The sequence below is a fragment of the Paraplanobispora takensis genome (assembly GCF_016863195.1).
Classification (GTDB): Bacteria; Actinomycetota; Actinomycetes; order Streptosporangiales; family Streptosporangiaceae; genus Planobispora; species Planobispora takensis.
Genome location: NZ_BOOK01000003.1, coordinates 16,628 through 43,367, shown reverse-complemented (window position 1 = coordinate 43,367; position 26,740 = coordinate 16,628). Strand labels below are relative to the sequence as shown.

General features: G+C 71.5%; 22 protein-coding genes and 2 pseudogenes. 13 read left to right on the top strand and 11 right to left on the bottom strand.

Annotated elements, in window-relative coordinates:
• Positions 1 to 127 precede the first annotated feature (127 nt).
• Positions 128 to 847 (bottom strand): DUF5941 domain-containing protein, encoded by a 720-nt coding sequence (locus Pta02_RS41785; protein ID WP_203873008.1) that lies wholly within the window; start codon positions 845 to 847, stop codon positions 128 to 130.
• Complete coding sequence (locus Pta02_RS41780) at positions 844 to 2,424, bottom strand: CDP-alcohol phosphatidyltransferase family protein (protein ID WP_203873007.1); 1,581 nt, start codon at positions 2,422 to 2,424, stop codon at positions 844 to 846. The genes Pta02_RS41785 and Pta02_RS41780 overlap by 4 nt, the downstream gene beginning before the upstream one ends.
• Before the next feature lie 167 nt (positions 2,425 to 2,591).
• Between Pta02_RS41780 and recO the strand changes: the two genes are divergently transcribed.
• From recO to Pta02_RS02565, 3 genes are all read left to right on the top strand, one after another.
• Positions 2,592 to 3,329 (top strand): DNA repair protein RecO, encoded by a 738-nt coding sequence (gene recO / locus Pta02_RS02575; protein ID WP_203873006.1) that lies wholly within the window; start codon positions 2,592 to 2,594, stop codon positions 3,327 to 3,329.
• Entirely contained in the window at positions 3,326 to 4,102 is a 777-nt protein-coding gene (locus Pta02_RS02570) for an isoprenyl transferase (RefSeq protein WP_203873005.1), read from the top strand. The genes recO and Pta02_RS02570 overlap by 4 nt, the downstream gene beginning before the upstream one ends.
• 84 nt (positions 4,103 to 4,186) lie before the next feature.
• Complete coding sequence (locus tag Pta02_RS02565) at positions 4,187 to 4,540, top strand: cupin domain-containing protein (protein ID WP_203873004.1); 354 nt, start codon at positions 4,187 to 4,189, stop codon at positions 4,538 to 4,540.
• Between the two features lie 114 nt (positions 4,541 to 4,654).
• On the opposite strand, the gene Pta02_RS02560 is transcribed toward Pta02_RS02565, so the two are convergent.
• The 6 genes from Pta02_RS02560 to Pta02_RS02535 all read right to left on the bottom strand — a co-directional run bounded on the left by Pta02_RS02560 (position 4,655) and on the right by Pta02_RS02535 (position 9,679).
• A complete protein-coding gene (locus tag Pta02_RS02560; RefSeq protein WP_203873003.1) occupies positions 4,655 to 5,203 on the bottom strand; it encodes a CGNR zinc finger domain-containing protein in 549 nt (182 codons plus the stop codon).
• 252 nt (positions 5,204 to 5,455) lie between these two features.
• Positions 5,456 to 5,848: a Fur family transcriptional regulator gene (locus Pta02_RS02555; protein ID WP_203873002.1), complete on the bottom strand. Its 393-nt coding sequence runs from the start codon at positions 5,846 to 5,848 to the stop codon at positions 5,456 to 5,458.
• On the bottom strand, positions 5,845 to 6,678 hold the full coding sequence (locus Pta02_RS02550) for a metal ABC transporter permease (RefSeq protein ID WP_203873001.1): 834 nt from the start codon (positions 6,676 to 6,678) through the stop codon (positions 5,845 to 5,847). Before Pta02_RS02550 ends, Pta02_RS02555 begins: the two co-directional genes overlap by 4 nt.
• 199 nt (positions 6,679 to 6,877) lie before the next feature.
• Entirely contained in the window at positions 6,878 to 7,630 is a 753-nt protein-coding gene (locus Pta02_RS02545) for a metal ABC transporter ATP-binding protein (protein ID WP_203873021.1), read from the bottom strand.
• Between the two features lie 36 nt (positions 7,631 to 7,666).
• Positions 7,667 to 8,587 (bottom strand): metal ABC transporter substrate-binding protein, encoded by a 921-nt coding sequence (locus Pta02_RS02540; RefSeq protein ID WP_239129370.1) that lies wholly within the window; start codon positions 8,585 to 8,587, stop codon positions 7,667 to 7,669.
• A 174-nt stretch (positions 8,588 to 8,761) separates the two neighbouring features.
• On the bottom strand, positions 8,762 to 9,679 hold the full coding sequence (locus Pta02_RS02535) for an alpha/beta hydrolase (protein ID WP_203873000.1): 918 nt from the start codon (positions 9,677 to 9,679) through the stop codon (positions 8,762 to 8,764).
• A 178-nt stretch (positions 9,680 to 9,857) separates the two neighbouring features.
• Here Pta02_RS02535 and Pta02_RS42250 point away from each other — a divergent pair.
• Both Pta02_RS42250 and Pta02_RS40955 read left to right on the top strand, forming a co-directional pair.
• Positions 9,858 to 10,028 (top strand): annotated as a pseudogene (locus Pta02_RS42250) (aldehyde dehydrogenase family protein); the annotation flags it as partial.
• Positions 10,023 to 10,706 (top strand): aldehyde dehydrogenase family protein, encoded by a 684-nt coding sequence (locus Pta02_RS40955; protein ID WP_373872334.1) that lies wholly within the window; start codon positions 10,023 to 10,025, stop codon positions 10,704 to 10,706. The pseudogene Pta02_RS42250 and the gene Pta02_RS40955, both read left to right, overlap by 6 nt.
• Here Pta02_RS40955 and Pta02_RS02530 read toward each other — a convergent pair.
• Positions 10,601 to 12,295 (bottom strand): annotated as a pseudogene (locus tag Pta02_RS02530) (TlrC/CarA/OleB/SrmB family ABC-F type ribosomal protection protein); the annotation flags it as partial. The gene Pta02_RS40955 and the pseudogene Pta02_RS02530 overlap by 106 nt on opposite strands.
• Before the next feature lie 446 nt (positions 12,296 to 12,741).
• On the opposite strand from Pta02_RS02530, the gene Pta02_RS02525 reads away from it, so the two are divergent.
• Positions 12,742 to 13,764 carry a methyl-accepting chemotaxis protein gene (locus Pta02_RS02525; RefSeq protein ID WP_203872998.1) on the top strand — a complete coding sequence of 341 codons (1,023 nt, stop codon included), beginning with the start codon at positions 12,742 to 12,744 and terminating at the stop codon, positions 13,762 to 13,764.
• 206 nt (positions 13,765 to 13,970) lie between these two features.
• Here Pta02_RS02525 and Pta02_RS02520 read toward each other — a convergent pair whose 3' ends face one another.
• Positions 13,971 to 14,336 carry a DUF6703 family protein gene (locus Pta02_RS02520; RefSeq protein WP_203872997.1) on the bottom strand — a complete coding sequence of 122 codons (366 nt, stop codon included), beginning with the start codon at positions 14,334 to 14,336 and terminating at the stop codon, positions 13,971 to 13,973.
• A 481-nt stretch (positions 14,337 to 14,817) separates the two neighbouring features.
• Here Pta02_RS02520 and Pta02_RS02515 point away from each other — a divergent pair, with 481 nt between their 5' ends.
• From Pta02_RS02515 to Pta02_RS02495, 5 genes are all read left to right on the top strand, one after another.
• Complete coding sequence (locus Pta02_RS02515) at positions 14,818 to 16,080, top strand: BtrH N-terminal domain-containing protein (RefSeq protein WP_203872996.1); 1,263 nt, start codon at positions 14,818 to 14,820, stop codon at positions 16,078 to 16,080.
• Between the two features lie 162 nt (positions 16,081 to 16,242).
• Complete coding sequence (locus Pta02_RS02510; RefSeq protein WP_203872995.1) at positions 16,243 to 16,521, top strand: antibiotic biosynthesis monooxygenase family protein; 279 nt, start codon at positions 16,243 to 16,245, stop codon at positions 16,519 to 16,521.
• Between the two features lie 182 nt (positions 16,522 to 16,703).
• Entirely contained in the window at positions 16,704 to 18,089 is a 1,386-nt protein-coding gene (locus Pta02_RS02505) for a glycine--tRNA ligase (protein ID WP_203872994.1), read from the top strand.
• Between the two features lie 396 nt (positions 18,090 to 18,485).
• Complete coding sequence (gene ppdK, locus Pta02_RS02500; RefSeq protein WP_203872993.1) at positions 18,486 to 21,128, top strand: pyruvate, phosphate dikinase; 2,643 nt, start codon at positions 18,486 to 18,488, stop codon at positions 21,126 to 21,128.
• A gap of 103 nt (positions 21,129 to 21,231) precedes the next feature.
• Positions 21,232 to 22,464 carry a deoxyguanosinetriphosphate triphosphohydrolase gene (locus Pta02_RS02495; RefSeq protein WP_203872992.1) on the top strand — a complete coding sequence of 411 codons (1,233 nt, stop codon included), beginning with the start codon at positions 21,232 to 21,234 and terminating at the stop codon, positions 22,462 to 22,464.
• Between the two features lie 79 nt (positions 22,465 to 22,543).
• Here the strand turns inward: Pta02_RS02495 and Pta02_RS02490 are convergent, their stop codons facing one another.
• On the bottom strand, positions 22,544 to 23,371 hold the full coding sequence (locus Pta02_RS02490) for a M23 family metallopeptidase (RefSeq protein ID WP_239129364.1): 828 nt from the start codon (positions 23,369 to 23,371) through the stop codon (positions 22,544 to 22,546).
• Positions 23,372 to 23,589: 218 nt separating this feature from the next.
• On the opposite strand from Pta02_RS02490, the gene dnaG reads away from it, so the two are divergent.
• Both dnaG and rpoD read left to right on the top strand, forming a co-directional pair.
• Positions 23,590 to 25,440 (top strand): DNA primase, encoded by a 1,851-nt coding sequence (dnaG, locus tag Pta02_RS02485; RefSeq protein ID WP_203872990.1) that lies wholly within the window; start codon positions 23,590 to 23,592, stop codon positions 25,438 to 25,440.
• A 185-nt stretch (positions 25,441 to 25,625) separates the two neighbouring features.
• A complete protein-coding gene (gene rpoD / locus Pta02_RS02480; RefSeq protein ID WP_239129362.1) occupies positions 25,626 to 26,729 on the top strand; it encodes an RNA polymerase sigma factor RpoD in 1,104 nt (367 codons plus the stop codon).
• Positions 26,730 to 26,740: the final 11 nt, after the last annotated feature.

Here is a 26,740-nt window from a genome sequence, read left to right as displayed (position 1 = left end):
CCGCTCATGCGCAGGGGCCGCTCATCTCATGCGGAGGGACCGCTCAGCGGCGGGAGCCGCTCATGCGAGAAGGGCCGCGGTCGGCGGACCACGGCCCTTCGGTGCGTCGTACGGCGGGAGCCGGATGTCAGGCCGGCTCGGCCTCGCCGGTCGCCTGCTCCAGGGCCTCCTCCGGAGAGGCCTCCAGGTCGGCCTCGGCCTCGGCGGAGGCGCGGGCCGTCGCCGACTGCTTGTCCAGGCGGACCCAGCTCGTCACGCTCTCGACGGCGAACATCACGCCGAGGTAGAGCGTGAGCGCACCCAGCACCCAGGTCAGCACGCCCAGCGCGGCGCCCGCGCCGATGAGCAGCAGCCGCAGCTCCCAGCCCAGACCGGCCCGGAACACCCACTCGGGCGGCCAGATGCTCTGACGGGTCCGGTAGACCGTGTCGTAGGTGTGGTAGCCGATCACGTAGATCAGCACGAACGCCAGCCACTTGGGCGCGCCGGCGGCCAGGGTCACCAGGACGATGATGAGGAACTCGGTGCCCCGGATCAGCGGCGGCACCAGCCAGTCGAGCTTGCCGAGGTGGTCGCGGGGCGCGGTGGGCAGCACCAGCGCCACCATGACCAGCGACGGGACGATCAGGACCGGGCCGTCCTCGAGCATCCCCGCCACCGCCATCGCGATGACCGCCAGCAGGGCGGCGAGCGCGGCCGGCACCGGGGGCAGGCCCCGGCCCATCCTGCGCCCGACCAGGGTGACCAGGGGGCCGTCGTCGCGGTAGGCGAGCAGGCGCGCGGTCTGCACGCGCAGCCGCTCCTCGTACGGGTCCGGGACGGGCGTGGCCTGCGGCTGGGTGATCATGCGAGCGACCTCATCAGACGTCCGGTGAGAGAGTAGACGGCGCCGATCCCGCCCCAGATGATCAGCGTAAGGAAGGTGATCCGGGCGTCGAAGAGGGCGCCGACGATGGCGATGACGGCGAACCGCTCGCCGATCGGGAAGACGATCATCTTGCGGGCCCAGTGCACGGCGCGGTACTTGCCCGCCTTGCTCCACATCTTCAGCAGGCTGCGGATGGTGCCGCCGTTGCGGGCGACCTTGCGCTCCTCCAGCGCCGCGCGGAGCGGGGTGTCGGGGCTGATCGTCAGCGGGATGCCGGGCAGCGGCGAGGGCGGCTTGCGCCGGTTGGCCGCGCCGAAGGAGAAGTCGAGCAGGTGCCGGATCGACTGGATGCCGAGCGCGATCAGCGCCAGCGTCCACACGTCGCCGATCCCGGAGACGGCCGCGCCGACCGCCAGGCCGGCGAAGACGACGTACTCCTTGAAGCGGTCGAAGGTGGCGTCCAGCCAGGCGCCGAGCACGCCGAACTTGCGGGCGTATCGCGCGACCTGGCCGTCCACGCAGTCGAACACGAACGCGAAGTAGATCAGGATGCCGCCGGCGACCATCCCGGGGCGCTCGCCGGTGGCGAAGCAGGCCGCCGAGGCCACGCCCAGGGCGATGGAGATCAGCGTGACCTGGTTGGGCGTGAGCCCGCGCCGGGCCGCCCAGCGGGCGATGAAGCGCGAGTAGGTGCTGACGAAGAAGGTGGTGAAGAAGCCGTCGGCGCCCTTGACCGCGTTGTTCAGCCGGGCGCGGTCCTCGTCGAAGGCCGCCATCTCGGTCACGAACTGCCCGGCCTCGGCCTGCGTGCTCACCCGGCGGTAGAACAGGTCGCGGCGGCCGCGGATGCCGACCGAGACGCCCCGCCGCACCAGGCCCAGGACCAGGAGCTGGAGCAGGTCGTCCTCGGGGCCGAACAGGTGGGCCATGTCGGCGAGCTCGCGGGCGGCCTCGGCGAGGGTGGGCGCGTGCCTGACGTTCAGGTGCAGGGGGCCGAGCAGGACGGCGTTGGGCCGGGTCACCGCGTGGTAGGCGGAGCCGACCGAGATCACCCGGGACTTGGCGGCGCGGGTCCTGACCGGCAGGCCCTCGAAGAACCGGTCGCCGATCTCCGGTTCGGCCTCGTCGACGGGGACGTCGGGGACGATGAAGTCGCCGTTCTCGTCCTCCTCGCGGGGCTCCTTGGCGATCAGCGCCAGCGCGCCGCGCTTGGACTTGGTGATCTGGTAGAGCAGCTCGTCGTGGACCAGCGAGTTGGCCGGGAGGATGAGCAGGTTCTCCGTGGCGCGCTCGGCGGCGTCGGCCACGGCGCGCAGGTCACCGGCCAGGTCGGAGGTCTCCACCAGCGTGCCGGGGAAGCCCCGGTAGGCCGTGGCGGTCTCCGCGCGGGTGATTGTCACCGGCGCCGAGTCGAGCGAGGCGAGCTGGCCGTGCAGCTTGCCGATCACCGTGGGACAGCCGGGAAGCGCGGGCAGAGTCAGCGCTGCGGGCGGCGCGGACGGGCCGGAGGCGGCATCGTGGCCGGGCGATGAGCCCAGCAGGACCACGCGGGGCATGGCACCCTTTCGTGCGGGGGTGGATCCGGGTTCGAACATGGCGGGGATGGCGCCAGAGGTCAAAGTTTAGTGAGTTCCAGGTGAACAGCACGCATCCACGACGCCTCAGTGCCGCCTGATCACGATTGAAGGCCTTCCACGCAGGACAACGGACTAAACTGGGGAAAGTGAGTCTGTACCGTGACGAGGGCGTTGTCTTGCGCACTCATAAGCTGGGCGAGGCCGACCGCATCGTCACGATCCTCACCAAACGGACGGGGAAGATCCGCGGCGTCGCCAAGGGCGTGCGGCGGACCACCTCGCGCTTCGGCGCCCGGCTGGAGCCGTTCACCCACGTCGACCTCCAGATGCACACCGGCCGCACGCTGGATGTGATCACCCAGGCCGAGACCATCCGCCCGTACGGCGAGGCGCTCGTGGCCGACTATCCGCGCTACACGGCGGGCAGCGCGATGCTGGAGACCGCCGACCGGCTGATCGCGGGCGAGAAGGAGCCCGCGCTCCGCCAGTTCCTGCTGCTGGTGGGGGGCCTGCGCGCCCTGGCGGCCGGGGAGCACGAGGCCCGGCTGGTGCTCGACGCCTACTTCCTGCGCTCACTGGCGGTGGCCGGATACGCCCCCGCCCTCGACACCTGCGCCCGCTGCCAGGGCACGGCCGTGCGGGCGTTCGCCATCGTGGCCGGCGGCGTGGTGTGCGGCAACTGCCGCCCGGCCGGCGCCGCCGTACCCGAGGGGGAGACCCTCGCGCTGATGCTGGCGCTGCTGAAGGGCGACTGGGCCACGGCCGACGCCTCCCTCGCCCGGCACCGCACCGAGTGCAGCGGTCTGGTCGCCGCCTATCTGCAGTGGCACCTGGAACACGGCATACGCTCTCTTCGACACGTAGAAAGGGAGCCCGCCACGTGAACGTCCGTCCGCCCACCCCTCACCCCTCCGGCGCCGTCCCGCCCCCGATCCCCCGGGACCTGGTGCCCCGGCACGTCGCGATCGTGATGGACGGCAACGGCCGGTGGGCCAAGCAGCGCGGCCTGCCGCGCACCGAGGGGCACAAGGCGGGCGAGGCCTCGCTCTTCGACGTGATCGAGGGCGCGATCGAGCTGGGCATCCCGTACCTGTCGGCCTACGCCTTCTCCACCGAGAACTGGAAGCGTTCGCCCGACGAGGTCCGCTTCCTGATGGGCTTCAACCGCGACGTCATCCGCCGCCGCCGCGACCAGCTGCACGCGATGGGCGTGCGGGTCCGCTGGGCCGGTCGCCCCGGACGGCTCTGGAAGAGCGTCATCTCCGAGCTCCAGGACGCCCAGGAGATGACGGAGCACAACTCCACGCTGACCCTGCAGTTCTGCGTCAACTACGGCGGCCGCGCCGAGATCGTGGACGCCGCGCTCAAACTGGCCGAGGACATCGCCGCCGGCCGGGTCAAGGCCGGCCGGGTCAAGGAGGAGACCTTCGCCCGCTATCTGGACGAGCCGCAGATCCCGGATGTGGACCTGTTCGTGCGCTCCTCGGGCGAGCAGCGCATCTCCAACTTCCTGATCTGGCAGACGGCCTACGCCGAGATGGTCTTCCTCAACCGGCTCTGGCCCGACTTCGACCGTCGTGATCTGTGGGAGGCGTGCGAGACGTACGCCAAGCGCGACCGGCGCTACGGCGGGGCCGTCCCCAACGAGGTCGGTTAGTCCCCCCGGCGGTTCTCCGCGCAGGTCACGGCCTTGTGGCGGCTCTCTCCCGGTGCGAGACTGAAGCTGACGAAGGGGGACGTCATGATCGAAGTGAAGAGCATCGACAAGCCCGACGAACGCCGGGACTTCCCGAAGGGGCACCTGGAGCTGTGTGAACTGACGGGGCTGAGTTTCGGCGTCGCCACGTTCGAACCGGGGTGGCGCTGGTCGGAGTCGGTCAAGCCGATCGCCGGCACCGACTCGTGCGAGGTCCACCACAACGGGTTCGTCGTGCGGGGCACGCTCCACATCCGCATGGACGACGGCACGGAGGCGGAGGTCGGTCCGGGAGAGGTCTTCGTCTGCACGCCCGGGCACGACGCCTGGGTCGTGGGCGACGAGCAGGCCGTGGTCTACGACTTCGCGGGCGGCGCCTCGGAGTACGCCAAGGCCTAGCGTCAGAGGCCGTCCGGAGGCAGGGCGCGGGAGACGCCGGGCGTCGCAGGGGGCCGGGCCGCGGTGCGGCCGGAAGGGCTCCGGCCCGCCCGGCGGGTTCCCGCGCCGTCCGCCTCAGGCGCGGCGGCGGGCGCGGTAGGCCGCGACGTGCATGCGGTTGCCGCAGGTACGGCTGTCGCAGTAGACCCGGGAGCGGTTGCGGGACTCGTCGACGAACACGCGCTCGCAGTCGGGCGCCGAGCAGGTGCGCAGGCGCTCCCACTCGCCCTCGACGAGCAGGTGCGCCATGGCGACGCCGAGGTCGGCCGCGAGGTGCTCGCACAGGGAGGCGCCGGGGGCGAAGTAGTGCACGTGCAGCGCGTGGCCGTCGTGCTCGGTGAGGCGGGGGGTGATGCGGGTCCGGCTCAGCAGGGTGTTCAGCCGGATGACCGCGGTGGCCTGGTCGGGGGCGGTGAAGACCTTGTGGAAGGCCTCGCGCAGGGCGCGCACGCGGCTCAGGTCGTCGGCGCCGAGTTCGTCGACGCCGCTCACCTCCCACCGGTCCACGAACTCTCGCAGTCCCGCCAGATCGCCCAGCCCGTCCTGGCCCCCGGTCGCGGGGGAGGTGTTGACCAGGTCGACGGCGGTGGCGAGTGAGTGCACCATGTCATGTCCGAATGGCATGTTGACTCCTGTGGTAGGCGGTTACGGGCGTGGTCGCGCGCGTACGGCGACTCACCGTCCCGGAAGCGTATCTCTCCGGAGCACCCCGGGGGTTCTCCGTTACAGGACATCGCCGTATCGTTCGCGTCACCGTGACGGGAACTCCCGGACATCACAGGACGATCCGGCTGCCCGCTGCCCGTCTGTCCCCGGGATCCGGAGGCCGTACGGCTGCCGCGGGCGGGGCCGTACGGCGTGAGCGGGCGGGCGGGGTCAGCCCGCCTTGACGTTCGCCGAGCAGGACGGGCAGGTGCCGAAGACCTCGACGGTGTGGGTGATCTCGGTGAAGCCGTGCTCGGTGCCGACCGCCTCGGCCCAGCGCTCCACCGCGGGGCCGGCGACCTCCACGGTGCGCCCGCAGCGGCGGCAGACCAGGTGATGGTGGTGGTCGCCGCTGGCGCACGCCCGGTAGACCGACTCCCCCTCACCGGTCCGCAGGACGTCCACCTGGCCGTTGTCGACCAGTGCCTGCAGCGCCCGGTAGACCGTGGTGAGGCCGATCTTGGCCCCCTCGGCGCGCATCTCGGCGTAGACGTCCTGCGCGCTGCGGAAGCCCTCGCTCTGGCGGAGGACTTCGTGAACGGCGTCACGGCGCCTGTTGCTCATGGCTGGGACTCCCGGGGTCGGCTTCGGCGTACGAATCTACCCAGAGCGAGGGCCAGAACGAACCCTCCCAGCGCGACGAGCACGATGAGGGCGCCCGGCGGGACCTCGATGTAGAACGACGAGCTTAGACCGCCGACCGTGGCGATCATGCCGAAGAGCATGGCGAGCAGCATCGTGCTGCGGAACCCCCGGGTGAGCTGCTGGCCGGTCGCCACCGGGACCACCATCAGGGCGCTGACCAGCAGCAGCCCCACCACCCGCATGGCGATGACCACGGTCAGCGCCGCGGTGACCGCGATCAGCAGGCTGAGGAACCGCACCGGCAGGCCGCTGGCCTTGGCCACCTCCTCATCCTGGCAGAGCACGAACAGCTCACGGCCGAAGATCGTCACCACACCGAGCACGGCCGCCGCGAGCAGGGCGATCACCCACACGTCCTGGACGGTGACGCTGCTGATCGAGCCGAACAGGTAGGACATCAGGGTGGCGTTGCTCCCGCCGGGAGCGAGCGAGATGAGCAGCACGCCTCCGGCGATGCCGCCGTAGAACAGCAGCGCGAGCGCCACGTCGCCGCCGGTCCTGCCGCGCTCGCGGACCAGCTCGATGGCCACGGCGCCGAGGATCGAGACCACCACGGCGGTGAGCACGGGGGCGGTGCCGGTCAGGAAGCCCAGCGCCACGCCGGTCAGCGCGACGTGCCCGATGCCGTCGCCCAGCAGGGCCAGGCGGCGCTGCACGATGAAGGTGCCGATGGCCGGGGCGGCCAGGCCGACGAGGAGTGCGGCGATCAGCGCCCGCTGCATGAAGTCGAACTGGAGAAGATCGATCACCGCGTCGCCTCCGGACGGACGGGAACGGGGGCGGGCACGCGGCGGCCCCGCGAGGGGGAGGACAGGCGGGAGGCCGGAGTGGGCACGCGGCCCCGGAAGCGGAGGGCCGGGGTGGACACGCGGCCACGGAAGGGGGAGGACGTGCGGGAGGCCGGAGCGGGCACGCGGCCCCGGAAGCGGAGGACCGGGGTGGAGGGGGTCATGCGGTCGGCCTCCATTCGAGCGGGCCGACGGGCTTCTCCGGGGCGTGCGGGTGCACGTGGTCGTGGCCGGGCAGCGCGTGGGCGCCGACGGCCTTGGGCGGGGAGCCATCATGGCACACGCAGCCGTCCTGCATGACCACCGCCCGGGTGATCAGCGGCTCCAGCGGGCCCAGCTCGTGGGCCACCAGCACGACCGTCCTGCCCTGGGAGACGAGGTCGGCCAGGGTGTCGGCCAGGAGCTGCTGGCTGGCGGCGTCGACGCCCGCGGTGGGCTCGTCCATGACGAAGGTGTCGGGCTCACCGGCCAGGGCGCGGGCGATGAGCACCCGCTGCTGCTGCCCGCCGGACAGGGCCTGGACCGGGTCGCCGGCCCGGTCGGCCATGCCGACCGCCTCCAGCGCCCGGTCCGTCGCGGCGGCGTCGGCCGCGCCGGACAGGCGCAAACGGCTCTGCCTGGCGATCCGGCCGGAGGCCACGACCTCGCGGATCGTGGCGGGCACGCCGCCGCCCACCGAGAGGCGCTGGGGCACGTAACCGATCCGCCACCACTGGCGGAAGCGGGCGGGCGGCGCGCCGTACAGGAGGGTGGATCCCGCCGACAGGGGCGTCAGGCCCAGCAGGGCGCGCACGAGGGTCGACTTGCCCGACCCGTTGGCGCCGAGAACGGCCACGACCTCGCCGGAGCGGACCGTCAGGTCGACTCCGCGCAGCACCGGGCGGCGGTCCAGGTGAACCTGGCCGCCGCGCATGGTGAACGCTTCTTCTGTGTCTTTCACATGGTGCCTTTACGAGCAGCTGAGCGCCGCCCTGAGTGTCGTGAGGTTCTGGCGCATGGCGGACAGGTAGTCGCCGGTGGCGGGCCGGCTCTCGATCGGGTCGAGAACCGCCGTCTTGGCGCCGACCTCCTGGGCGAGAACCTCGGCGACCTTCGGGCTGACGAGGGTCTCGGTGAAAATGGTAGTCACTTTTTCCCGCTTGGCGACTTCGGCCACCTCGGCCAGCCGGGCCGGGGAGGGCTCGGCGTCCGGGTCGACGCTGATCCCGATCTGGCGGAGCTTGTAGCGGTCGGCCAGATAACCGAAGGCCTGGTGGCCGGTGACGAGGGTCTGGGAGGCGCAACCGGTCAGCCCCCCGGCCAGCTCGCCGTCGAGGGTCTTCAGCTCGGCGGCGACCTTCGCGGCGCGGTCCTTGTACCCCTGGGCGTGGGCCGGGTCGGCCGCGGCGAGCCGGTCGCCGAGGTGGGTCGCGACGGTGGCGAAGCGGGTCGGGTCGAGCCAGAGGTGCGGATCGTAGGAGACCTCGTGGGCGTGCTCCTCCTCGTGCCCCTCCTCCTCGTGCTCCCCGGGGGCCGCGGCGATGGTCGGGACCACGGTGGCCGCGTCGAAGCCGCGGTCGGCGGCGTGCTGCTCGACGGCCTCGTCCACCGCGGGCTGCACGCCCTTGATGTAGAAGACCAGGGAGGTCTGCTCCAGCCCGGCGACCGACTGCGGCGACAGCTCCACGTCGTGCGGCTCGACGCCGGGCTTGGTCAGACCGGTGACGGTGACGTCGGACCCGCCCACCCGCTCGGCCAGCCACTGCAGGGGGTACATGGAGGCGGTGACCCCGGACGCGCCGCCCGTGGCGGCCGAGTCGGCGGCGCCCGCGCTGCAGGCGGCGGTGGCGGCCAGAACGGCGACCCCGGCGAGGAGGCCGGTAACACGCATGGGGATACGTCGGGAGGAGTCGGACATCATGCACTCAGTATGCGCGTAAATGAAAATGGTTGTCAAAATCGGGTGAGGAATCGGAGAGGTGGCCGTGGAGACCTGCCGCGCCAGGTGACCGCCTCCCGGCCCGCCCGCGGAGCGTGCGCCCCGGTCAACCGGGGCCGAGGCCCTTCACGGCCGGGCGATGCGGTCGAGCAGCCAGGACTCGACGCCGCTGAGCGCCGTCCGGGCCATCGCCGTGGGGTGCCCGGTGAAGCCGTGGGGCGCCTCCGGATAGATCCGGAGCTCGACGCGGTTCCCGGCGGCGGAGAGCCGTCCGGCCATCGCGAGGTTGTCCTCCAGCAGCACGTCCGCACTCCCGACGACCAGCAGCGCCGGGGGGAGACCGCGGAGGCCGCCGTAGACGGGGGAGATGTCGGGGAGGGTGCGGTCTGCGACGTGGCCGGCGTAGGCCTGGATGAAGTACTCCTCTGCGATCCGGCGTCCGGCCGGTGTCCGCGCGCTCAGGTCGTAGGTGCCGAACTGGAGGACGGCGCCCGCGAAGTCGTCGACGGCTCCCGCGTCCCTCAGTCGGAGCAGGGTCGCCAGTGCGAGTGTCGCTCCCGCCGAGCTCCCGCCGATCGCCAGCCGGGCTGTCCCGAAGCGGTCGCGAGCCTGTCCGGCGAGCCAGAGCGCCGCCGTTTCACAGTCGTCGGGTGCAGCCGGCCAGGGATGCTCGGGGGCCAGCCGATAGTCGACGCTGACGACCGCGAGGCGCAGGGCGTCCGCGAGCCGGCGGTTGCGCACGTCCCCTCGCGCCGCGGAGTCCATGTAGAAGCCGCCGCCGTGGATGTCCAGATAGACGCCCCGCGCCGGCCCGCCGGAGGGAGTGAAGATCCGCACCGGGACACGCGCCCCCCGCGCTTCGGCCGTCTCTTCGACGGCCGGTGGATCGGCAGGAGCGGGCGCGGACCTCTTCGCGCGTGCCTCCTTCAACTCCTCCGGAGTGCCGGGACCGCGACCGGCCACCCTCGAACCGTAGAAGTCCCGGGCCTCATCGATCTGCTCTGCCGGCAGGTCGGCGAACAGCTCGTTCAGCGAGAATCGCACGCGGCCCTCCTCATACGCCAAGGGATCTTGCCCCCACGCTATTACAGGCGCGTCCGGCGGGCGGGGGTGATGTCATCCCGGAGGGCGGGGCCGGGGGTGGGAGCGCCGGGGGTGGAAGCGCCGGGTTGCCGAGGGATCGGACGGCAGGGGGCGAAGCGCCGCCCGGTCCCTCACCGCCGAGCGCAGGGCGCGGGTGACGGCGGCGCCGGACGCCCTGCAGGCCCATCGCGACCTGCTGGTCCTGCTGCTGGTGTGGGAGATCGGCAAGCCCTGGAAGCTGGCCGCCGCCGACGTCGACCGGTGCGTGGAGGGCGTGCGCTGGTACGTCGAGGAGATCGAGCGCATGCTCGCCGGCCGACCTGGGCCGCAGGCACATCCTGGAGCAGGGGGGGCTCAACTGCTGGGGGTGTGGGAGTACGGCGACCGGGAGACGCTGACCGGGCAGATCCGCAAGAGCTTCGACTACGCCAAGCAGCGCTGTACGGCCTACCCGCGCTTCGTGGTGCAGCGCTCGTCGTTCCACGACTTCCTGACCGCCTACCTGCCCGCGGTCCGCTCGGTGCGGTTCGGCCACCCGCCGGCGGTGGAGTCCCCCGGCGACCCGCCGCCCGACCTCGGCTTCGGCCCGCTGATCGCGGGAGCCAAGGCCAAGGAGCTCACCGACCAGATCGACGAGGCGATCGCCAAGGGAGACATCCCGCTGCACCGGGGCTCGGTGGCCGAGGGCCGGTTCCTGCGGGGCCAGGACACCTCCGCCTACCTGGCGCCCACCACGATCCTCGCCCCGCCGCCGTCCTCGCCGCTGTTCCGCGCCGAGCCGTTCGGCCCCGTCGACACCGTCGTCCTGGTCGACACCGAGGCCGAGCTGCTGGCCGCGATGAACGCCGGCAACGGCGCGCTGGTCGCCACGATCTCCTGCGGGGAGGAGGAGACGGCCCGCCGGCCGTCGCGCAGTTCCAGGCGTGAGCCGGTGAAGCGGGAGCGCATCCGGCGGTCGTGGGTCACCACCACCAGCGCCCCCGCGTAACCCGCCAGGGCCTGTTCGAGCTCCTCCACCAGCGCGGGGGACAGGTGGTTGGTCGGCTCGTCCAGCAGCAGCAGGTCCACCGGCTCGCTCACCAGGCGGGCCAGCTCGATCCTGCGCCGCTGGCCGTACGACAGCTCGCCGATCCGCAGCCGCAGGTCGGCGGGGCGGAACAGGCCCAGGGACAACAGCGCCCCGGCGTGCTCCCCGGCGGCGCCCGGCCGCCCGGCGGCGAAGGCCTGGAGCACGGTCAGCCCGGCTCCCCAGGCGGACTCCTCCTGACGCAGGCATCCCACCGTGCCGGACACCCGCGCCGAGCCGGTGTCCGGCCGCAGCTCACCGGCCAGGACCCGGATGAGCGTGGTCTTGCCCGCGCCGTTGGGCCCGGTGACGAGCAACCGTTCTCCGGCCCCGATCCGCAGGTACGGCAGGCGCAGGCGGTCGCCCACCCGCACGTCCACCAGCTCGGCCCGCGGGCCGGCGGATGCTCCGGCGCGGCCGGAGACGACTTCCCCGGTATGACCGGAGACGACGCGCGCGGTGAAGCGCAGAGGGTCGGGCGGCGGCGCGACGGGGGCGTCCGTCAGCCGCTCCACCCGTTCCTTCGCGTTGCGGATCCTGCTCATGGCGCCGTGCCCGCGCCCGCGGGCCCGGAACGGCCCCGCCGCGAAGACGGCCAGCGGCAGCTTGCGCGGGATGGCCTCCAGCCGCGCCACGGCGGACTCCGCCAGCCTCCGGTTGCGCGCCAGCTCGGACCGCCACTCCTCGTACTCCCGCAGCCGCCTGCGCCGGTCGGCGGCCTTGGCGGCCAGGTAGCCGTCATAGCCGTCACCGTGCCGGGTGACGGCGCCGGAGTCGACTTCGAGGATCGTCGGGGTGATCCGTTCGAGGAACACCCGGTCATGGGTGATCACGATCACCGTGCCGCGGTGCGCGCGCAGGTACTGCTCCAGCCAGGCCACGGCCTGGTCGTCCAGGTCGTTGGTCGGCTCGTCGAGCAGGAGCAGCTCCGGTGCGGAGGCCAGCGTGGCGGCCAGCGCCAGGCGGGAACGCTCTCCCCCGGAGAGGGTGCCGAGCGTCCGCTCACGGTCCAGGCCGGGCAGGCCGAGCCCGTGCAACGCGATGTCCACCCGGGCGTCGGCCCGGTAACCGCCGCGCGCCTCGAACCGGGCGACCAGCTCGCCGTACGCCTCCAGGCTCTCCTCGGTCAGCTCGGCCTCGGCCCGCCGCATCCGGGATTCGAGTTCGCGGATGTCGGCCAGGGCGAGGTCGACGGCGTCGCGTACGGTGGCCGACGGCGGCAGGTCCAGCGTCTGGGGCAGGTAGCCGACGCCCCCGGGCGCGACCACGGTCACCTCCCCGTGGTCCGGCCGCTCGCGCCCGGCGATGACCTTGAGCAGCGTGGACTTGCCGGAGCCGTTGTCGCCGACGACGCCGACCTTCTCACCGGGCCTGACGGCGAACGAGACGCGGTCGAGCACGACGCGGTCGTCGTAACGCCTGGTGACGCCGGTGAGGGTCAGCTGGGAGGGCTGGGCCGAGGGGGCGGAACGGGCGGAGTGGGTGGGATGGGCGGAATGGGCGGTACGCATGGGGCGTCCTCCTGTTCCCGGCCGGGCCGATCGGAATGGGTGAGGGGGATCCGCGCACGGGAGCGGCGCGCCCGGCGGCGGGCGGATCGCGGGGAGGTGCGCGGACGGGCGCCGACGGCGGAGCGGAGCTCTACGCGGCCGTGCGCATGGCGGTCACGGGAACGATCACAGGAAGCGGTAACCCATGCATGGAACTGTAGGCGAACGGCGGGCAGATTGCAAGACGGTACGTCTCGTCTCGTTTGCCCTCGTTACGTGCCGGTCCGGAATGAGCTCCCGCTGACCCGAAACGGGGTACGGCCCGCCTCACCCAATCGCTCAGGACCACGCCGCGCCGGACGATGAGATCGGAAAGCCCGCTCGCGCGGGCCCGGCCGGCGAGACCGCACGGCTCGGCAACGATCGGCTCCGGCGCCCCGCCGGCCGTCCCACTCTGAGGAGACCCGGTGTCCTTGACCGTGCTGGCATGCATGCTGGCGAGCGCTGTAGCAGGCATGATCCTCGGCGTCGTGGTGACGCGAGGGCGGGGGGCTCCCCTCCGGCGCGCCGTCGACGTCCTCGGCCGGGTGGCCGAGGGCGACCTCACCGCACGGGTGGAGGTGAGCGGCTCGGGCGAGCTGTCCCGTATGGGAACCTCGCTCAACGGCACTCTCGACCGGGTCGCGGACGTCGTCCGCGTCGTCAACGGCTCGGCCGCCCGGCTCTCCGACTCCAGCAGGCACCTGTCCGCGCTCGTGGAGCAGATGACCGAGTCGTCCGACAAGTCGGTGAAGGCCTCCGCCGCCGTCCTGAGCGCGGCGGAGGAGGTGTCCGGGAACGTCTCCAACCTCGCCGGGGGCTCCGAGGAGATGGGAGCGAGCATCAGCGAGATCTCCCGCAACGCCACCGAGGCGGTGTCCGTGACGCTGGACGCCATGAAGGTGTCCACCGAGACCAGCCGCACCATGGCCAGGCTCAGCGACTCCTCGTCCGAGATCGGGGACGTCGTCAAGGTGATCACCGCGATCGCCGAGCAGACGAACCTGCTGGCGCTCAACGCCACCATCGAGGCGGCGCGCGCCGGGGAGATGGGCAAGGGGTTCGCCGTGGTCGCCAGCGAGGTCAAGGACCTCGCCCAGGAGACGGCCAGGGCGACCGAGCAGATCACCGGCCGGATCGCCGCCCTTCAGGCGGACACCGACGGGGCGGTCAAGACGATCAGCCAGATCACCAGCGTGATCGAGCAGGTCAACGGCTACCAGACCACCATCGCCCACGCCGTGGGACAGCAGAACACCACCACCGGCGAGATGGGCCGCAGCATCACCGAGGCCGCGTCGCGGGCGGGCGAGATCGTCCGCACCATGACGGCCGTCGCCCAGAAGAGGAAGCAGGCCAAGGCCACGGCGGACGAGACGCAGGCCGTCGCCCGGGACCTCGAGGGCATGAGCGCCGAGCTGGCCGAGGCCGCGGCCCGGTTCCGGGTCTGAACGGGCGAGCCTCGAGGCCGGGAGCGGACGCGGACCGGTTGACAGACCCGCCCATGAGGCGGATCCGTCCAGGACGGGCCCGCTTGCAGGGCACGTCCGGAGGCGCCGGCCGGGTGTTGCCCGCGTGTGGGGTGGGCAGCACCCGGCCGGCTCCGGACGCGACCCACGGGTGGGGCCGTCACCCGGCACGCGTCGCCGTACCGGCCTCAGAAGGCTCCGAAGCGGTCGGCGATGAGCAGCAGCAGGAAGGTGAGCAGGGCGACCCGCAGGATGCGGCCCCTGACGCTCAGCGACGGCCACGACATGTAGGCCAGCCAGCCCACGAAGGCGGCCACCACGAGCGCCGCCAGGCCGCCCCACACCGACTGCACCGCGAAGCCGACCAGCAGGAGGATCACCAGCAGCGCCGGGGCGATCCAGCGCGGAAGCTGGAACAGGAAGACCAGGGGCGCCGCGCTGAGGCGCTCGATCTTCTGCCGCAGCCCGGTGGCGCCGGGGGTGAAGAACTGCTCGCCCGGGGGCAGCGGACGCTGGGAGGGCACCCGGCCGGGGCCGCCTCTCGCGCCTTTCATCCCTCTCCCGCCTCGTCCGGGGCCGTCGGCACGACCCGGCGGGCGTCCGGGCGCGGAACGCCGGGCGAGGGGATGCGCGGGCCGCCCGGGGCGGTCGTCGGAGCTGCTCTTGTCGGCCACGGCCAGAGCCTAATGCCGGGACGTCCCGGCGCGGCAGGCTTACGCGCTTCCGGCACCCGTGCACCGCACGCCCAGCATCCGACATCCGGATCCTGGCACCTGGCACCTGGCATCGCGAGCTCCCGGACGCCCGCCGTACGCCGCTTGTGTGCCGTGGCGGGCCGTACCTAAACTTCAGAGGACGGCGAGTTCCGGCGCCGAACCTCCTTGATCGGGTGCCCACGCTGCCCGTGATCCGCGGAGGCAAAGGGGACATACGTGCCTTCGGAAGACTGCGGGTCCCGTGCGCCGACCGATGTCGCGGCGGGCTGACCGGCAGGCGTGGGCTGGGGGTCGGCCGGATGCCGCGAGCGGAGCCACCATGACCGGAAAGAAGCAGCTCAAGTCCCGCATCCGGGCGCGTATGGCCAAGACCGGCGAGAGCTACACCGCCGCCCGCCTGCACGTCGTCGAGCGGACCGAGCTCCCGTCCGACGGCGCCTGGACCTTCCACGGAGGGCGCCACCCGAACAGCGCGACCATCGCCGGCGTCCTGGCCAACCAGGGCGTCACGATCAGCGAGCCGATGGTCTTCCTCGCCGGGGGCGGCCTCGGGGCCGGATACATCCTGTGGGAGTTCAAGCACGACGACAGCCGTCACCTCGTGCTCGGCTTCCGCAACCAGTGGCAGTACCACGACCGCTGGATGGCCAAGACCCTCGGCCGCCTCGGCGTCGCCTTCACCGCGCACACCACCTCGGGGGCCAAGGGCGCGGCGAAGCTGCTGGCCGGGGAACTGGACGCCGGGCGGCCGTGCATCGTGCTGCCCGACCGCCACCACGTCGGCTACTGGGGCTTCCCCGCCCACATGGACGGGTACGGCGGGCACCCGGTGGTCGTCTACCGGCGCGACGAGACGCATGTGTTCGTCGACGACCGGGGCACGGTCCCGATCCGGGTCCCGCACGCGCGGATGGACGCGGCGCGGGCCCGCGTGTCGTCCTACGAGAACATCGCGCACGTCCTGGAGCCCGCGCGGATCGACTCCGGGAGGCTGGCCGAGGCCGCGCTGGCGGGCCTGCGCGACGCCGCCGCCCACCTGAGCGCGACCTCCGGCTCGTTCTCGCTGCCCGCCTGGCGCAAGTGGTCGCGGATGCTCGTCGACACGAGGAACGCCAAGGCGTGGCCGAAGGTGTTCGCCGACGGGCGCGGTCTGGCCGGGGCGCTGCTGTCGCTGTGGGAGGGCGCCGAGCCGGTCGGCATGGACGGCGGCAACCTCCGCGACCTGTTCGCCGACGCCCTGGACGAGGCGGCCGGCCTGCTCGGTCTCCCGCTGGGCGGACTGGCCGGGGAGTTCCGCCGGATCCACGGCCTCTGGCACGCCCTGGCCGAGACGGCGTTCCCGTTCGACGTCCCGGAGTTCGCCCGGATGCGGGAGCTGACCGCCGGGATCCGCGAGTCGCTCCTGTCGGAGGGCGTGCCGGCCGACGGCGGCACGGAGCTGTGGGCGCTCAGAGCGGAGGTGGACCGGATTCCGCCGATCAAGGACGTCGAGGCCCTCTTCGCGGACCTGAGCGGGCGCATCACGGAGATCTACCGGGCGGAGACGGAGGCGGTCGCCGCCCTGCGGGAGATCGTCTCCTGACGCGCCGTACGGCCCGCGCCGGATCTTCACCGTCGTCCCGCCTCACCGCGTCCCGCCTCACCGCGTCCCGCCTCACCGCGTCCCGCCTCACCGCGTCCCGCCTCACCGCACCGGCGCGGTGAGGCGGGACGGCTCGGGGCGGGGGTCTGACATGCTGTGCGGATGCTTGCTCTCATCCGCTATTCGGTGCCCGCGGGGCAGACCGAGGAGTTCCTGGCCCAGGCGCACGACATCGTCGACACGCTGGCCGCGCAGCCGGGGTACGTGCGCGGCCGTGTGTCGAGGTCGGTGGACGAACCGGAGTTGTGGGCGCTGGTCAGCGAGTGGGAGGGGGCGGGGTTCTACCGGCGGGCCCTCGGCGCGGCACGGCTGGCGATGTATCCGCTGATGACGTTGATGATCAATGAGCCCAGCGCGTTCGAGGACGTCGAGCGGCCCTGACCGGGGTCGCGGTCGCCGGACGGGGGAGTGCGGCGGGCGCCGGCCGGCCGGGCGGTGGAGATCGGCGGAGCGGGCGCCGGCCGGCGGGGATGGGCGATGCGCGCGACCGCTCGTCTCGACCTCCCCTAAGCTGGTCTCGACCTATTCCTCGCCGACCTCCAGCCGGATGGAGACTTTCCCTTATGGCACGCCGTACGGACATCATGGACACCATCGTCAGCCTCGCCAAGCGACGTGGGCTCGTCTATCCCTCCAGCGAGATCTACGGAGGCCTGCGTGCGTCGTGGGACTACGGTCCGCTGGGCGTCGAGCTGAAGAACAACGTCAAGCGCGAGTGGTGGAAGTCCATGGTGCAGGGGCGGGAGGACGTCGTCGGCCTCGACTCCTGCGTCATCCTCGCCCGTGAGGTCTGGCAGGCCAGCGGCCACGTCGAGACCTTCACCGACCCGCTCACCGAGTGCCAGTCGTGCCACAAGCGCTATCGGGCCGACCACCTCGAAGAGGCCTACCAGGAGAAGCACGGCAAGCCCCCGGCCGAGGGCCTGTCCGACATCGCCTGCCCCAACTGCGGCACCAAGGGCGCCTTCACCGAGCCCAAGCAGTTCAGCGGCCTGCTGAAGACCTACCTCGGCGCGGTCGAGGACGAGTCCGGCCTGGCCTACCTGCGCCCGGAGACCGCGCAGGGCATCTTCATCAACTACCTCAACGTGCAGCAGTCGGCCCGCAAGAAGATCCCGTTCGGCATCGGCCAGATCGGCAAGTCGTTCCGCAACGAGATCACCCCGGGTAACTTCATCTTCCGCACCCGCGAGTTCGAGCAGATGGAGATGGAGTTCTTCGTCAAGCCCGGCAGCGACGAGGAGTGGCACCAGTACTGGATCGACGAGCGCATGCGCTGGTACGTCGACCTGGGCGTCAACCAGGACAACCTCCGGCTCTACGAGCACCCCAAGGAGAAGCTGTCCCACTACTCCACGCGGACCGTCGACATCGAATACCGCTTCAACTTCACCGGCAGCGAGTGGGGCGAGCTGGAGGGCATCGCCAACCGCACCGACTACGACCTGTCCACCCACTCGAAGGTCTCCGGCACCGACCTGAGCTTCTTCGAGCAGGACACCGGTGAGCGCTACATCCCCTACGTGATCGAGCCCGCGGCCGGCGTCGACCGCACCGCGCTGATGTTCATGATCGACGCCTACAGCGAGGACGAGGCGCCCAACGCCAAGGGCGTCATGGAGAAGCGCACGGTCATGCGCCTCGACCACCGCCTCGCGCCGGTCAAGGCCGCGGTGCTCCCGCTGTCGCGCAACGCCGACCTGTCGCCCAAGGCCAAGGACCTGGCCGCGCGGCTGCGCAGGCGCTGGAACGTCGAGTTCGACGACGCGGGCGCCATCGGCCGCCGCTACCGCCGCCAGGACGAGATCGGCACGCCGTTCTGCATCACCGTCGACTTCGACACGCTGGAGGACCAGGCGGTGACCATCCGCGAGCGCGACTCGATGGCGCAGGAGCGCGTCTCCCTCGACCAGGTCGAGTCCTACCTCCGCCAGCACCTCAACGACTGAGTCCCGCTCTCCGGCGACGGCCGGCGGCCCCGGTGGGGCCGCCGGCCGTCGTCCGTTTTCCGGGAAGTCCCGGAGAGCCCGGGGGAGTCCACGGAAGCTCCGGAGGGTTCAGGGAGAGGAGACGGGGGAGACGCAACGGCCCCCGTTGAACCTCCTGTGAACGCGACTGAATACTGAGATAATTGGTATAAACCAATTGGTTTATACCAATTCCTTGAGTGATCTCTATCACCGAACATTTGGCCTTGATTTCAATTGGATTAGACCTGATGATGGGCGTTGACGTGCGTAAATGCGCATCTGTGCCATAGGTGATGTTTCGTCGCCGACAACATCGGTAGAGTCCGCAGGGAGGCGGAAGCCGGACGTCATTTTTGAAGTCGCAGAGGAGCAGCCGTGCCCAAGTACGTTTACGACTTCACCGAGGGCAACAAAGATCTCAAGGATCTGCTCGGCGGTAAGGGAGCCAACCTGGCCGAGATGACCAATCTCGGACTGCCGGTCCCTCCCGGCTTCACGATCACCACCGAGGCCTGCCGGAGCTTCCTGTCCGACGGCGTCCTCCCGCCCGGTCTGGAAGAGGAGATCGGCGAGCACCTCACCGCGCTGGAGAAGCAGGTCGGCCGCCGGCTGGGGCAGGCCGACGACCCGCTGCTGGTGAGCGTGCGCTCCGGGGCCAAGTTCTCCATGCCGGGCATGATGGAGACCGTCCTCAACATCGGCCTCAACGACGAGTCGGTGCACGGCCTGGCCAAGCAGGCGGGCGGTAACGAGCGCTTCGCCTGGGACTCCTACCGCCGCCTCATCCAGATGTTCGGCAAGACCGTCCAGGGCATCGACGGCGAGCTGTTCGACGACGCCTTCGAGGAGCTCAAGAACGGCCGCGGCGACCTCGACCTGGACGCCGCCGAGCTGCGCGGCCTCGTCGAGACCTTCAAGGGCATCGTCCGCGCCGAGACCGGCCGTGACTTCCCCGCCGACCCGCGCGAGCAGCTGCGCATGGCCGTCATGGCCGTCTTCGAGTCGTGGAACGCCCCGCGCGCCATCCTCTACCGCCGCCAGGAGCGCATCCCCGCCGACCTGGGCACCGCCGTCAACGTCTGCACGATGGTCTTCGGCAACTGCGGCATGGACTCCGGCACCGGCGTCGCCTTCACCCGCGACCCCGGCACCGGGCGTCAGGGCGTCTACGGCGACTACCTGCAGAACGCCCAGGGCGAGGACGTGGTGGCGGGCATCCGCAACACCATGCCGCTGCAGGAGCTGGAGACGATCGACAAGACCTCCTACGACGAGCTCATGCGGATCATGGAGAAGCTGGAGAACCACTACCGCGACCTGTGCGACATCGAGTTCACGATCGAGACGGGCAAGCTGTGGATGCTCCAGACCCGCGTGGGCAAGCGCACCGCGGGCGCCGCGTTCCGCATCGCCGTACAGCTGGTGGACCAGGGCCTGATCGACCTCGACGAGGCGATCACCCGGGTCACCGGCGACCAGCTGGCCCAGCTGATGTTCCCCCGCTTCGCCAAGGACGAGAGCCGCACCCGCGTCACCAAGGGCATGAACGCCTCCCCGGGCGCGGCCGTGGGCAAGGCCGTGTTCTCCTCCGAGCGGGCCGCGGAGCTGGCCGCCCGGGGTGAGGACGTCATCCTGGTCCGCCGCGAGACCAACCCCGACGACCTCGCCGGCATGATCGCCGCCAGGGGCATCCTCACCTCGCGCGGCGGCAAGACCTCCCACGCGGCCGTGGTCGCCCGCGGCATGGGCAAGACGTGCGTCTGCGGCGCCGAGGAGCTGGAGGTCTCCACCAAGGAGCGCCGCTTCACCGCCCCCGGCGGCGTCGAGGTCGCCGAGGGCGACGTCATCTCCATCGACGGCTCCACCGGCGAGGTCTTCCTCGGCGAGGTCCCCGTGGTCGCCTCCCCGGTCGTGGAGTACTTCGAGGGCGCCGACGACACCGAGGACGAGCTCGTCCAGGCCGTGCACCGCCTGATGACCCACGCCGACGCCGTACGCCGCCTGCGGGTGCGCGCCAACGCCGACAACGCCGAGGACGCCGCCCGCGCCCGCCGATTCGGCGCCCAGGGCATCGGCCTGTGCCGTACCGAGCACATGTTCCTCGGTGAGCGCCGTCAGCTGGTCGAGGACCTGGTCCTGGCGACCACGGACGAGGAGCGGGAGCGGGCGCTGGCGGCCCTGGAGCCGCTGCAGAAGGCGGACTTCACAGAGATCTTCCAGGCGATGGACGGCCTGCCCGTCACCGTCCGCCTGATCGACCCGCCGCTGCACGAGTTCCTGCCCGACTACACCGAGCTGTCGGTCAAGGTCGCCCTGGCCGGGGAGCAGGCGACCGACAAGGACCGCAGGCTCCTGGCCGCGGTCAAGCGCCTGCACGAGCAGAACCCGATGCTCGGCCTGCGCGGCGTACGGCTCGGCCTGGTCATCCCCGGCCTGTTCGCCATGCAGGTACGGGCGATCGCCGAGGCGGCCAAGGCCGTGCCCGGCGCCCGCGCCGAGATCATGATCCCGCTCGTGGGCGCCGTCCAGGAGCTGGAGCAGGTCAGGGATGAGGCCGGCAGGATCCTGGCGGAGACCGGGGTCGACGCGCTGGTCGGCACGATGATCGAGGTGCCGCGCGCCGCGCTGACCGCCGGTCAGATCGCCGAGGCCGCGCAGTTCTTCTCCTTCGGCACCAACGACCTCACCCAGATGACGTGGGGCTTCTCCCGCGACGACGTCGAGGCGGCGTTCTTCTCCAAGTACCTGGACCTGGGCGTCTTCGGGGTCTCCCCGTTCGAGACCCTGGACCGCGACGGCGTCGGCCGCCTGGTGCGCATCGCCGCCGAGGAGGGCCGCCGCACCCGCCCCGACCTCAAGCTGGGCATCTGCGGCGAGCACGGCGGCGACCCCGACTCCATCCACTTCTGCCACGAGGTGGGCCTGGACTACGTCTCCTGCTCGCCGTTCCGCATCCCGGTCGCCCGGCTGGAGGCCGGACGCGCGGCGCTGACCGGCACGGGCTCCGACACCCGCTGAGACGCCCGCAGGGCTGGGGGTCCCCTGACGGCCACAGGGGTCCCCCAGTGTTTGCCCGCCGTTCGGCATGAACTCTTCCGCCGTGGATACACTCACTGGACCTATGTACGGCTACGACGAGCATGACCAGGCCAGATGGGTGCCGGAACCGCCCGGCAACCCGGTGCGGAGCCCGTTCGAACGCGACCGGGCGCGCGTGCTGCACAGCGCCGGACTGCGCAGGCTGGCCGCCAAGACCCAGGTGGTCGGGCCGGGGGAGACGCTCGGCAGCGGGCAGCAGGTACCGCGCACCCGGCTGACCCACTCGCTGGAGTGCGCACAGATCGGCCGGGAGATGGGCGAGGTCCTCGGCCGCGACCCCGACCTGGTGGAGACCGCCTGCCTGGCCCACGACCTCGGGCACCCGCCCTTCGGGCACAACGGCGAGACCGCGCTCAACGAACTGGCCGCCGGGTGCGGCGGGTTCGAGGGCAACGCGCAGAGCCTGCGGCTGCTGACCCGGCTGGAGGCCAAGATCCTCACCGAGGACGGCCGCAGCGCCGGGCTCAACCTGACCAGGGCGTCACTGGACGCCGCGATCAAATATCCCTGGACCGCCGAGACCGGACCGAAGTTCTGCGCCTACGCCGAGGACCTGCCGGTCTTCGACTGGATCAGGGAGGGCGCGCCCGGGGGGAGGGTCAGCTTCGAGGCGCAGATCATGGACTGGGCCGACGACGTCGCCTACTCGGTGCACGACCTGGAGGACGCCCTGCACTCCGGTGACGTCGTGCTGGAGGCGCTGCGCGACCCGGCCGAGCGCCGCGACGTCTGCGCGACCACCCGCCTCTGGTACGCCCGGGACGCCCGCCCCGGCGAGCTGGAGGAGATCTTCGCCCGCCTGGTCGCCCAGCCGTTCTGGCCCCGGCACTTCGACGGCTCCCTGGCCGGCCTCGCCGAGCTCAAGGGCCTGACCAGCATTCTCATCGGCCGGCTGTGCCGGGCCGCCGAGGCCGCCACCGCCGAGGCGTACGGCCCGGCCGCGGGACGTTACGGCGCCGAGCTGATCGTCCCCCGGGAGACCCGGCTGGAGTGCGCGGTGCTCAAGGGGGTCACCGCCCACTACGTGATGACCCGCGCCGAGCACAACGCCAACCAGGCCAGGCAGCGCGAGCTGATCCACGACCTGGCCCGCCTGATCACGAAGGGCGCCCCCGGGACGCTGGAGCCGGCCCTGCGGCCCGCCTTCGTCCGGGCGGACGACGACGCCGGGCGGCTGCGCGTGGTCGTCGACCAGATCGCCTCCCTCACCGACACCTCGGCGGTGGCCTGGCACCAGCGGCTCACCGGGCGCTGAGGCCCCGGGTCCCGCGCCCTCGTCCCGAGTCCCGGTTTCCGCGCCCTGAATCCCGGGTCCCGGGCCCGCCCGCGGGCGGTCAGCCGCCGGCGGGGTCGGCGGCCCCGATGTCGATGTTCTCGTCGCGCGGCTTGCGCGGCTTCCTGGTGGGCTCGGGCGTCGGCTTGGACGCGCACAGGATCGTGCACCGGGGCGTCGCGCCGGTCTGCGACATGACGGCCCGCGTCTCGTCGGCCGGCGACAGGGTGCGGTTGCCCTTCAGCCAGGCGTTCAGATAGTTCCACGGCTTGACCATGCCGCGCCGTACCCACCACAGGGAGGGGTCGGTCTTCCAGGAGACGGCGAAGTAGAGGTTGCTGGCGGTGTCGCGGGCGTTGCCCGAGTTGCCGACCTGCCCCAGCTGCTGGCCGGAGCTGACCCGCACGCCGGGGGCGATCCCCGGGGTGATCGCGTCGAGGTGGCCGCCGAGGTACAGCACGCCGTCGTCCCCGGCGATCGTCACGAAGCGGCCCTCGCGGTCCCGGCCCCGGTCGGTGGAGGGCCTCCAGCGGTTCTTGTCGTTGACCTCGTGGACCACCCCGTCCACCGGCGAGACGAACGCGCAGCCCTTGCCCGTCCAGATCGTGGTCTTGGGCAGCACCAGCAGCCTGCTCTGGTAGGAGACCGAGCAGCCCTTGACCGGGAAGGTGTAGGTGAACCTGGAGACCTTCGGCGGCGGCACCGGCACGGGCTCCTCACCCTTGGGGATCTCGACCGGCGTCTGGGAGGAGGCCGCAGGGGGGATCGTCGCGGTGACCGGTCCCTCGGCCGCCATCGCCTCGGCGGCGGGGGCCGGCGGCTCGGTGTTGATGCCGGCCACTCCGCCCGGTGACGAGCATGCCCCCGTCAGGAGGATGGCGCCGGTCACGACGGCCAACCGTGTTATATGCCCCGATCGCATGGTGTCCACCCGCATAAGGTACCGAGAATCCGTCTTCTCCTTTGTAACGAACCACATCATCGTTCTCGACCGGTTCGGCCGAGGCGGTTGCACGACGTCCCTGCTCGCAAGCCCTGCTCGCAAGCCCCGCCCGGGAGCCCGTCCGCCGGGGCCCGGCTGTCGGAGGTCCGCAATAGACTCACGGCGTGGCAGGCCGGATCAGTGACGAGGACATCGCGCTCGTGAGAGAGCGCTCGCCGATCGCAGACATCGTGGGGGAGCACATCCAGCTCCGCAACGCCGGCGGGGGCAATCTGAAGGGCCTGTGCCCCTTCCACGACGAGAAGAGCCCGTCCTTCAACGTCACCCCCGCCCGGGGTTACTGGTACTGCTTCGGCTGCGGCGAGGGCGGCGACGTCATCACCTTCGTGCGACGGCTGGAGCACCTGTCCTTCGGCGAGGCCGTCGAGCGGCTGGCCGGCCGGGCCGGGATCCACCTCCGCTACGAGCAGGGCGGTTACGTCCCCGGGCGCGAGCAGGGCGAGCGGAGCCGGCTGATCGAGGCCCACCGGGCCGCCGCGGAGTTCTACGCCGCCAAGCTGTCCGACCCCGAGGCCGCGCCCGGCCGGAGGTTCCTGTCGGAGCGGGGGTTCGAGCGGGTCGACGCCGAGCGTTTCGGCGTGGGCTACGCCCCCGCCGAGTGGGAGGCGCTCTCCCGCCACCTCATGGCCCGGGGCTTCACCTCCGCCGAGCTGATCAAGGGCGGGCTGGCCAAGGAGGGCCGCCGGGGGCCGATCGACCGCTTCCGCGGCCGGCTGGTCTGGCCGATCCGCGACATCACCGGGGATGTCATCGGGTTCGGGGCGCGCAAGCTCAACGACGCCGAGGACGGCCCGAAGTACCTCAACACCCCCGAGAGCCCGCTATACAAGAAGAGCGAGGTCCTGTACGGCGTCGACCTGGCCAAGCGGGAGATCTCCAAGCGCTCCCAGGCCGTGATCGTCGAGGGCTACACCGACGTGATGGCCTGCCACCTGGCGGGCGTGCCGACGGCGGTGGCCACCTGCGGCACCGCGTTCGGCGCCGAGCACATCAAGGTGCTGCGGCGGCTGCTGCTGGACCAGTCGGGCTCCCGGGGCGAGGTGGTCTTCACCTTCGACGGCGACGCCGCCGGGCAGAAGGCGGCGCTGCGCGCCTTCGCCGACGAGCAGAAGTTCGTCACCCAGACCTACGTGGCGGTGCAGCCCTCCGGGCTCGACCCGTGCGACCTGCGGGTCCGGCACGGCGATGCGGCGGTGCGGGACCTGGTCGCGAGCAAGGAACCGCTGTTCGCGTTCGCGATCCGCAGCGTGATCTCCCGCTACGACGTCAGCACCAACGAGGGGCGGCTGTCGGCGCTGGACGCCGCCGCGCCGATCGTGGCCGGGATCAAGGACCGGGCGCTGCGCCAGCTGTACGCCGTCGACCTGGACCGCTGGCTCGGCTTCAACAACGAGCGGTTCGTCATGGAGCGGATCGCCGAGATCGTCGCCACCGCCGCCCAGCCGCGCCAGGACAGGCCCGCCCCCCGGCGGGTCGCCGACCTCACCGACCCCGGGGTGCGGACCGAGGCCGAGGTGCTGAAGCTGGCCGTGCAGCGCCCGGCGCTGCTCGGCGAGCGGTTCGACGCGATCGGCCCGGAGGCCTTCACGCTGCCCGAGCACGTCGCCCTCTACACGCTCATCGCCCGGGCGGGGGGCGTCGTGGCGGCCGGCGAGGGCGGGGGCGCGTGGGTGGACCGCCTGCTGGCCGACGCGGACGAGGGACTGCGCGGGATGGTCACCCGCCTGGCGGTGGAGGAGCTGCGCGCCGACCTCGCCGGCGAGGAGCGCTACGCCGCGGCGATGCTCGCCGCCCTGGAGCTGATCTCGCTGAGCCGGACGATCGAGCAGCTGAAGTCGCGGCTGGAGCGCACCAGCCCGGCCGACTCCCAGGAGGAGTACAACCGCCTGTTCGCCGAACTGTTCGATCTGGAACGGCAGCGGCGCATGCTGAAGGAACGCGCGGCCGGAAGCTGATCACGTAATCGGTTTTAATTTCCTGAATCGCATTCGGCCAAACCGTAATAAGGTCTCGGTTTGATAATGATCCCGGCCTTACCTTGGGTGACAAAAATAGGTCTGCCGTTTTGGGTGACTAATACAGCAGACTGTGTCCCGTGGGTGCATCGGTGCTGCCAAGTGGGCCGCCTTCGGTAGACCAGGTGGCCGACCTCGTCGCGAAGGGAAGGGAGCGCGGCAGCGTCACCGTCGATGACGTGGCCGCCGCTCTCGACAAATCCGAGCTGCCGTCCGACGCGCTCGAACGCGTCGTCCGCATGCTCGCCGAGAACGGAGTGGAGGTCCTCGAGCCCCAGGGCGACGAGGAGACCGCCAAGTCCGATGAGGAGGATGTCGGTAAACGGGCGCCGACCAGCGATCTCGTCCGCATCTACCTGCGGGAGATCGGCAGGGTGCCCCTGCTCACGGCCGAGGAGGAGGTGGAGCTCGCCAAGTCCATCGAGGCGGGACTGTTCGCCGAGGACAAGCTGACCAACGTCGCCTCGCGCCTGGCCTTCCCGGAGTTCGCAGAACTCGTCTGGCAGGGCACGCGCGCGAAGCAGCGGCTGATCGAGGCCAATCTCCGGCTGGTCGTCTCGATCGCCAAACGTTATGTGGGACGCGGGATGCTGTTCCTGGACCTGATCCAGGAGGGCAACCTCGGGCTCATCCGCGCCGTCGAGAAATTCGACTACACCAAGGGTTACAAGTTCTCCACTTACGCCACGTGGTGGATTCGCCAGGCGATCACCCGGGCCATCGCCGACCAGGCGCGCACCATTCGTATTCCGGTGCACATGGTGGAGACGATCAACAAACTCGTCCGGGTGCAGCGTCAGCTCCACCAGGATCTCGGCCGCGAACCCGCGCCCGAGGAGATCGCCCTGGAGATGGACCTCCCGATCGACCGCGTGATCGAGATCCAGCGCATCGCGCAGGAGCCGGTCTCCCTGCAGTCGCCGATCGGTGAGGAGGACTCCGACCTGGGCGACTTCATCGAGGACGCCGACGCGGTCGTGCCGATGGAGGCCGCGGCCTTCATCATGCTGCAGGACCAGCTCGACGAGATCCTCGCGACGCTGTCCGAGCGGGAACAGCGCATCATCCAGCTGCGCTTCGGCCTCGCCGACGGCCACCCCCGGACGCTGGAGGAGGTCGGCCGGGAGTTCGGCGTGACGCGCGAGCGCATCCGCCAGATCGAGTCCAAGACGCTGGCGAAACTGCGTCACCCGACGCGGGCGCAGATGCTGCGCGACTACCTCGACTGACGGGCCGCCCC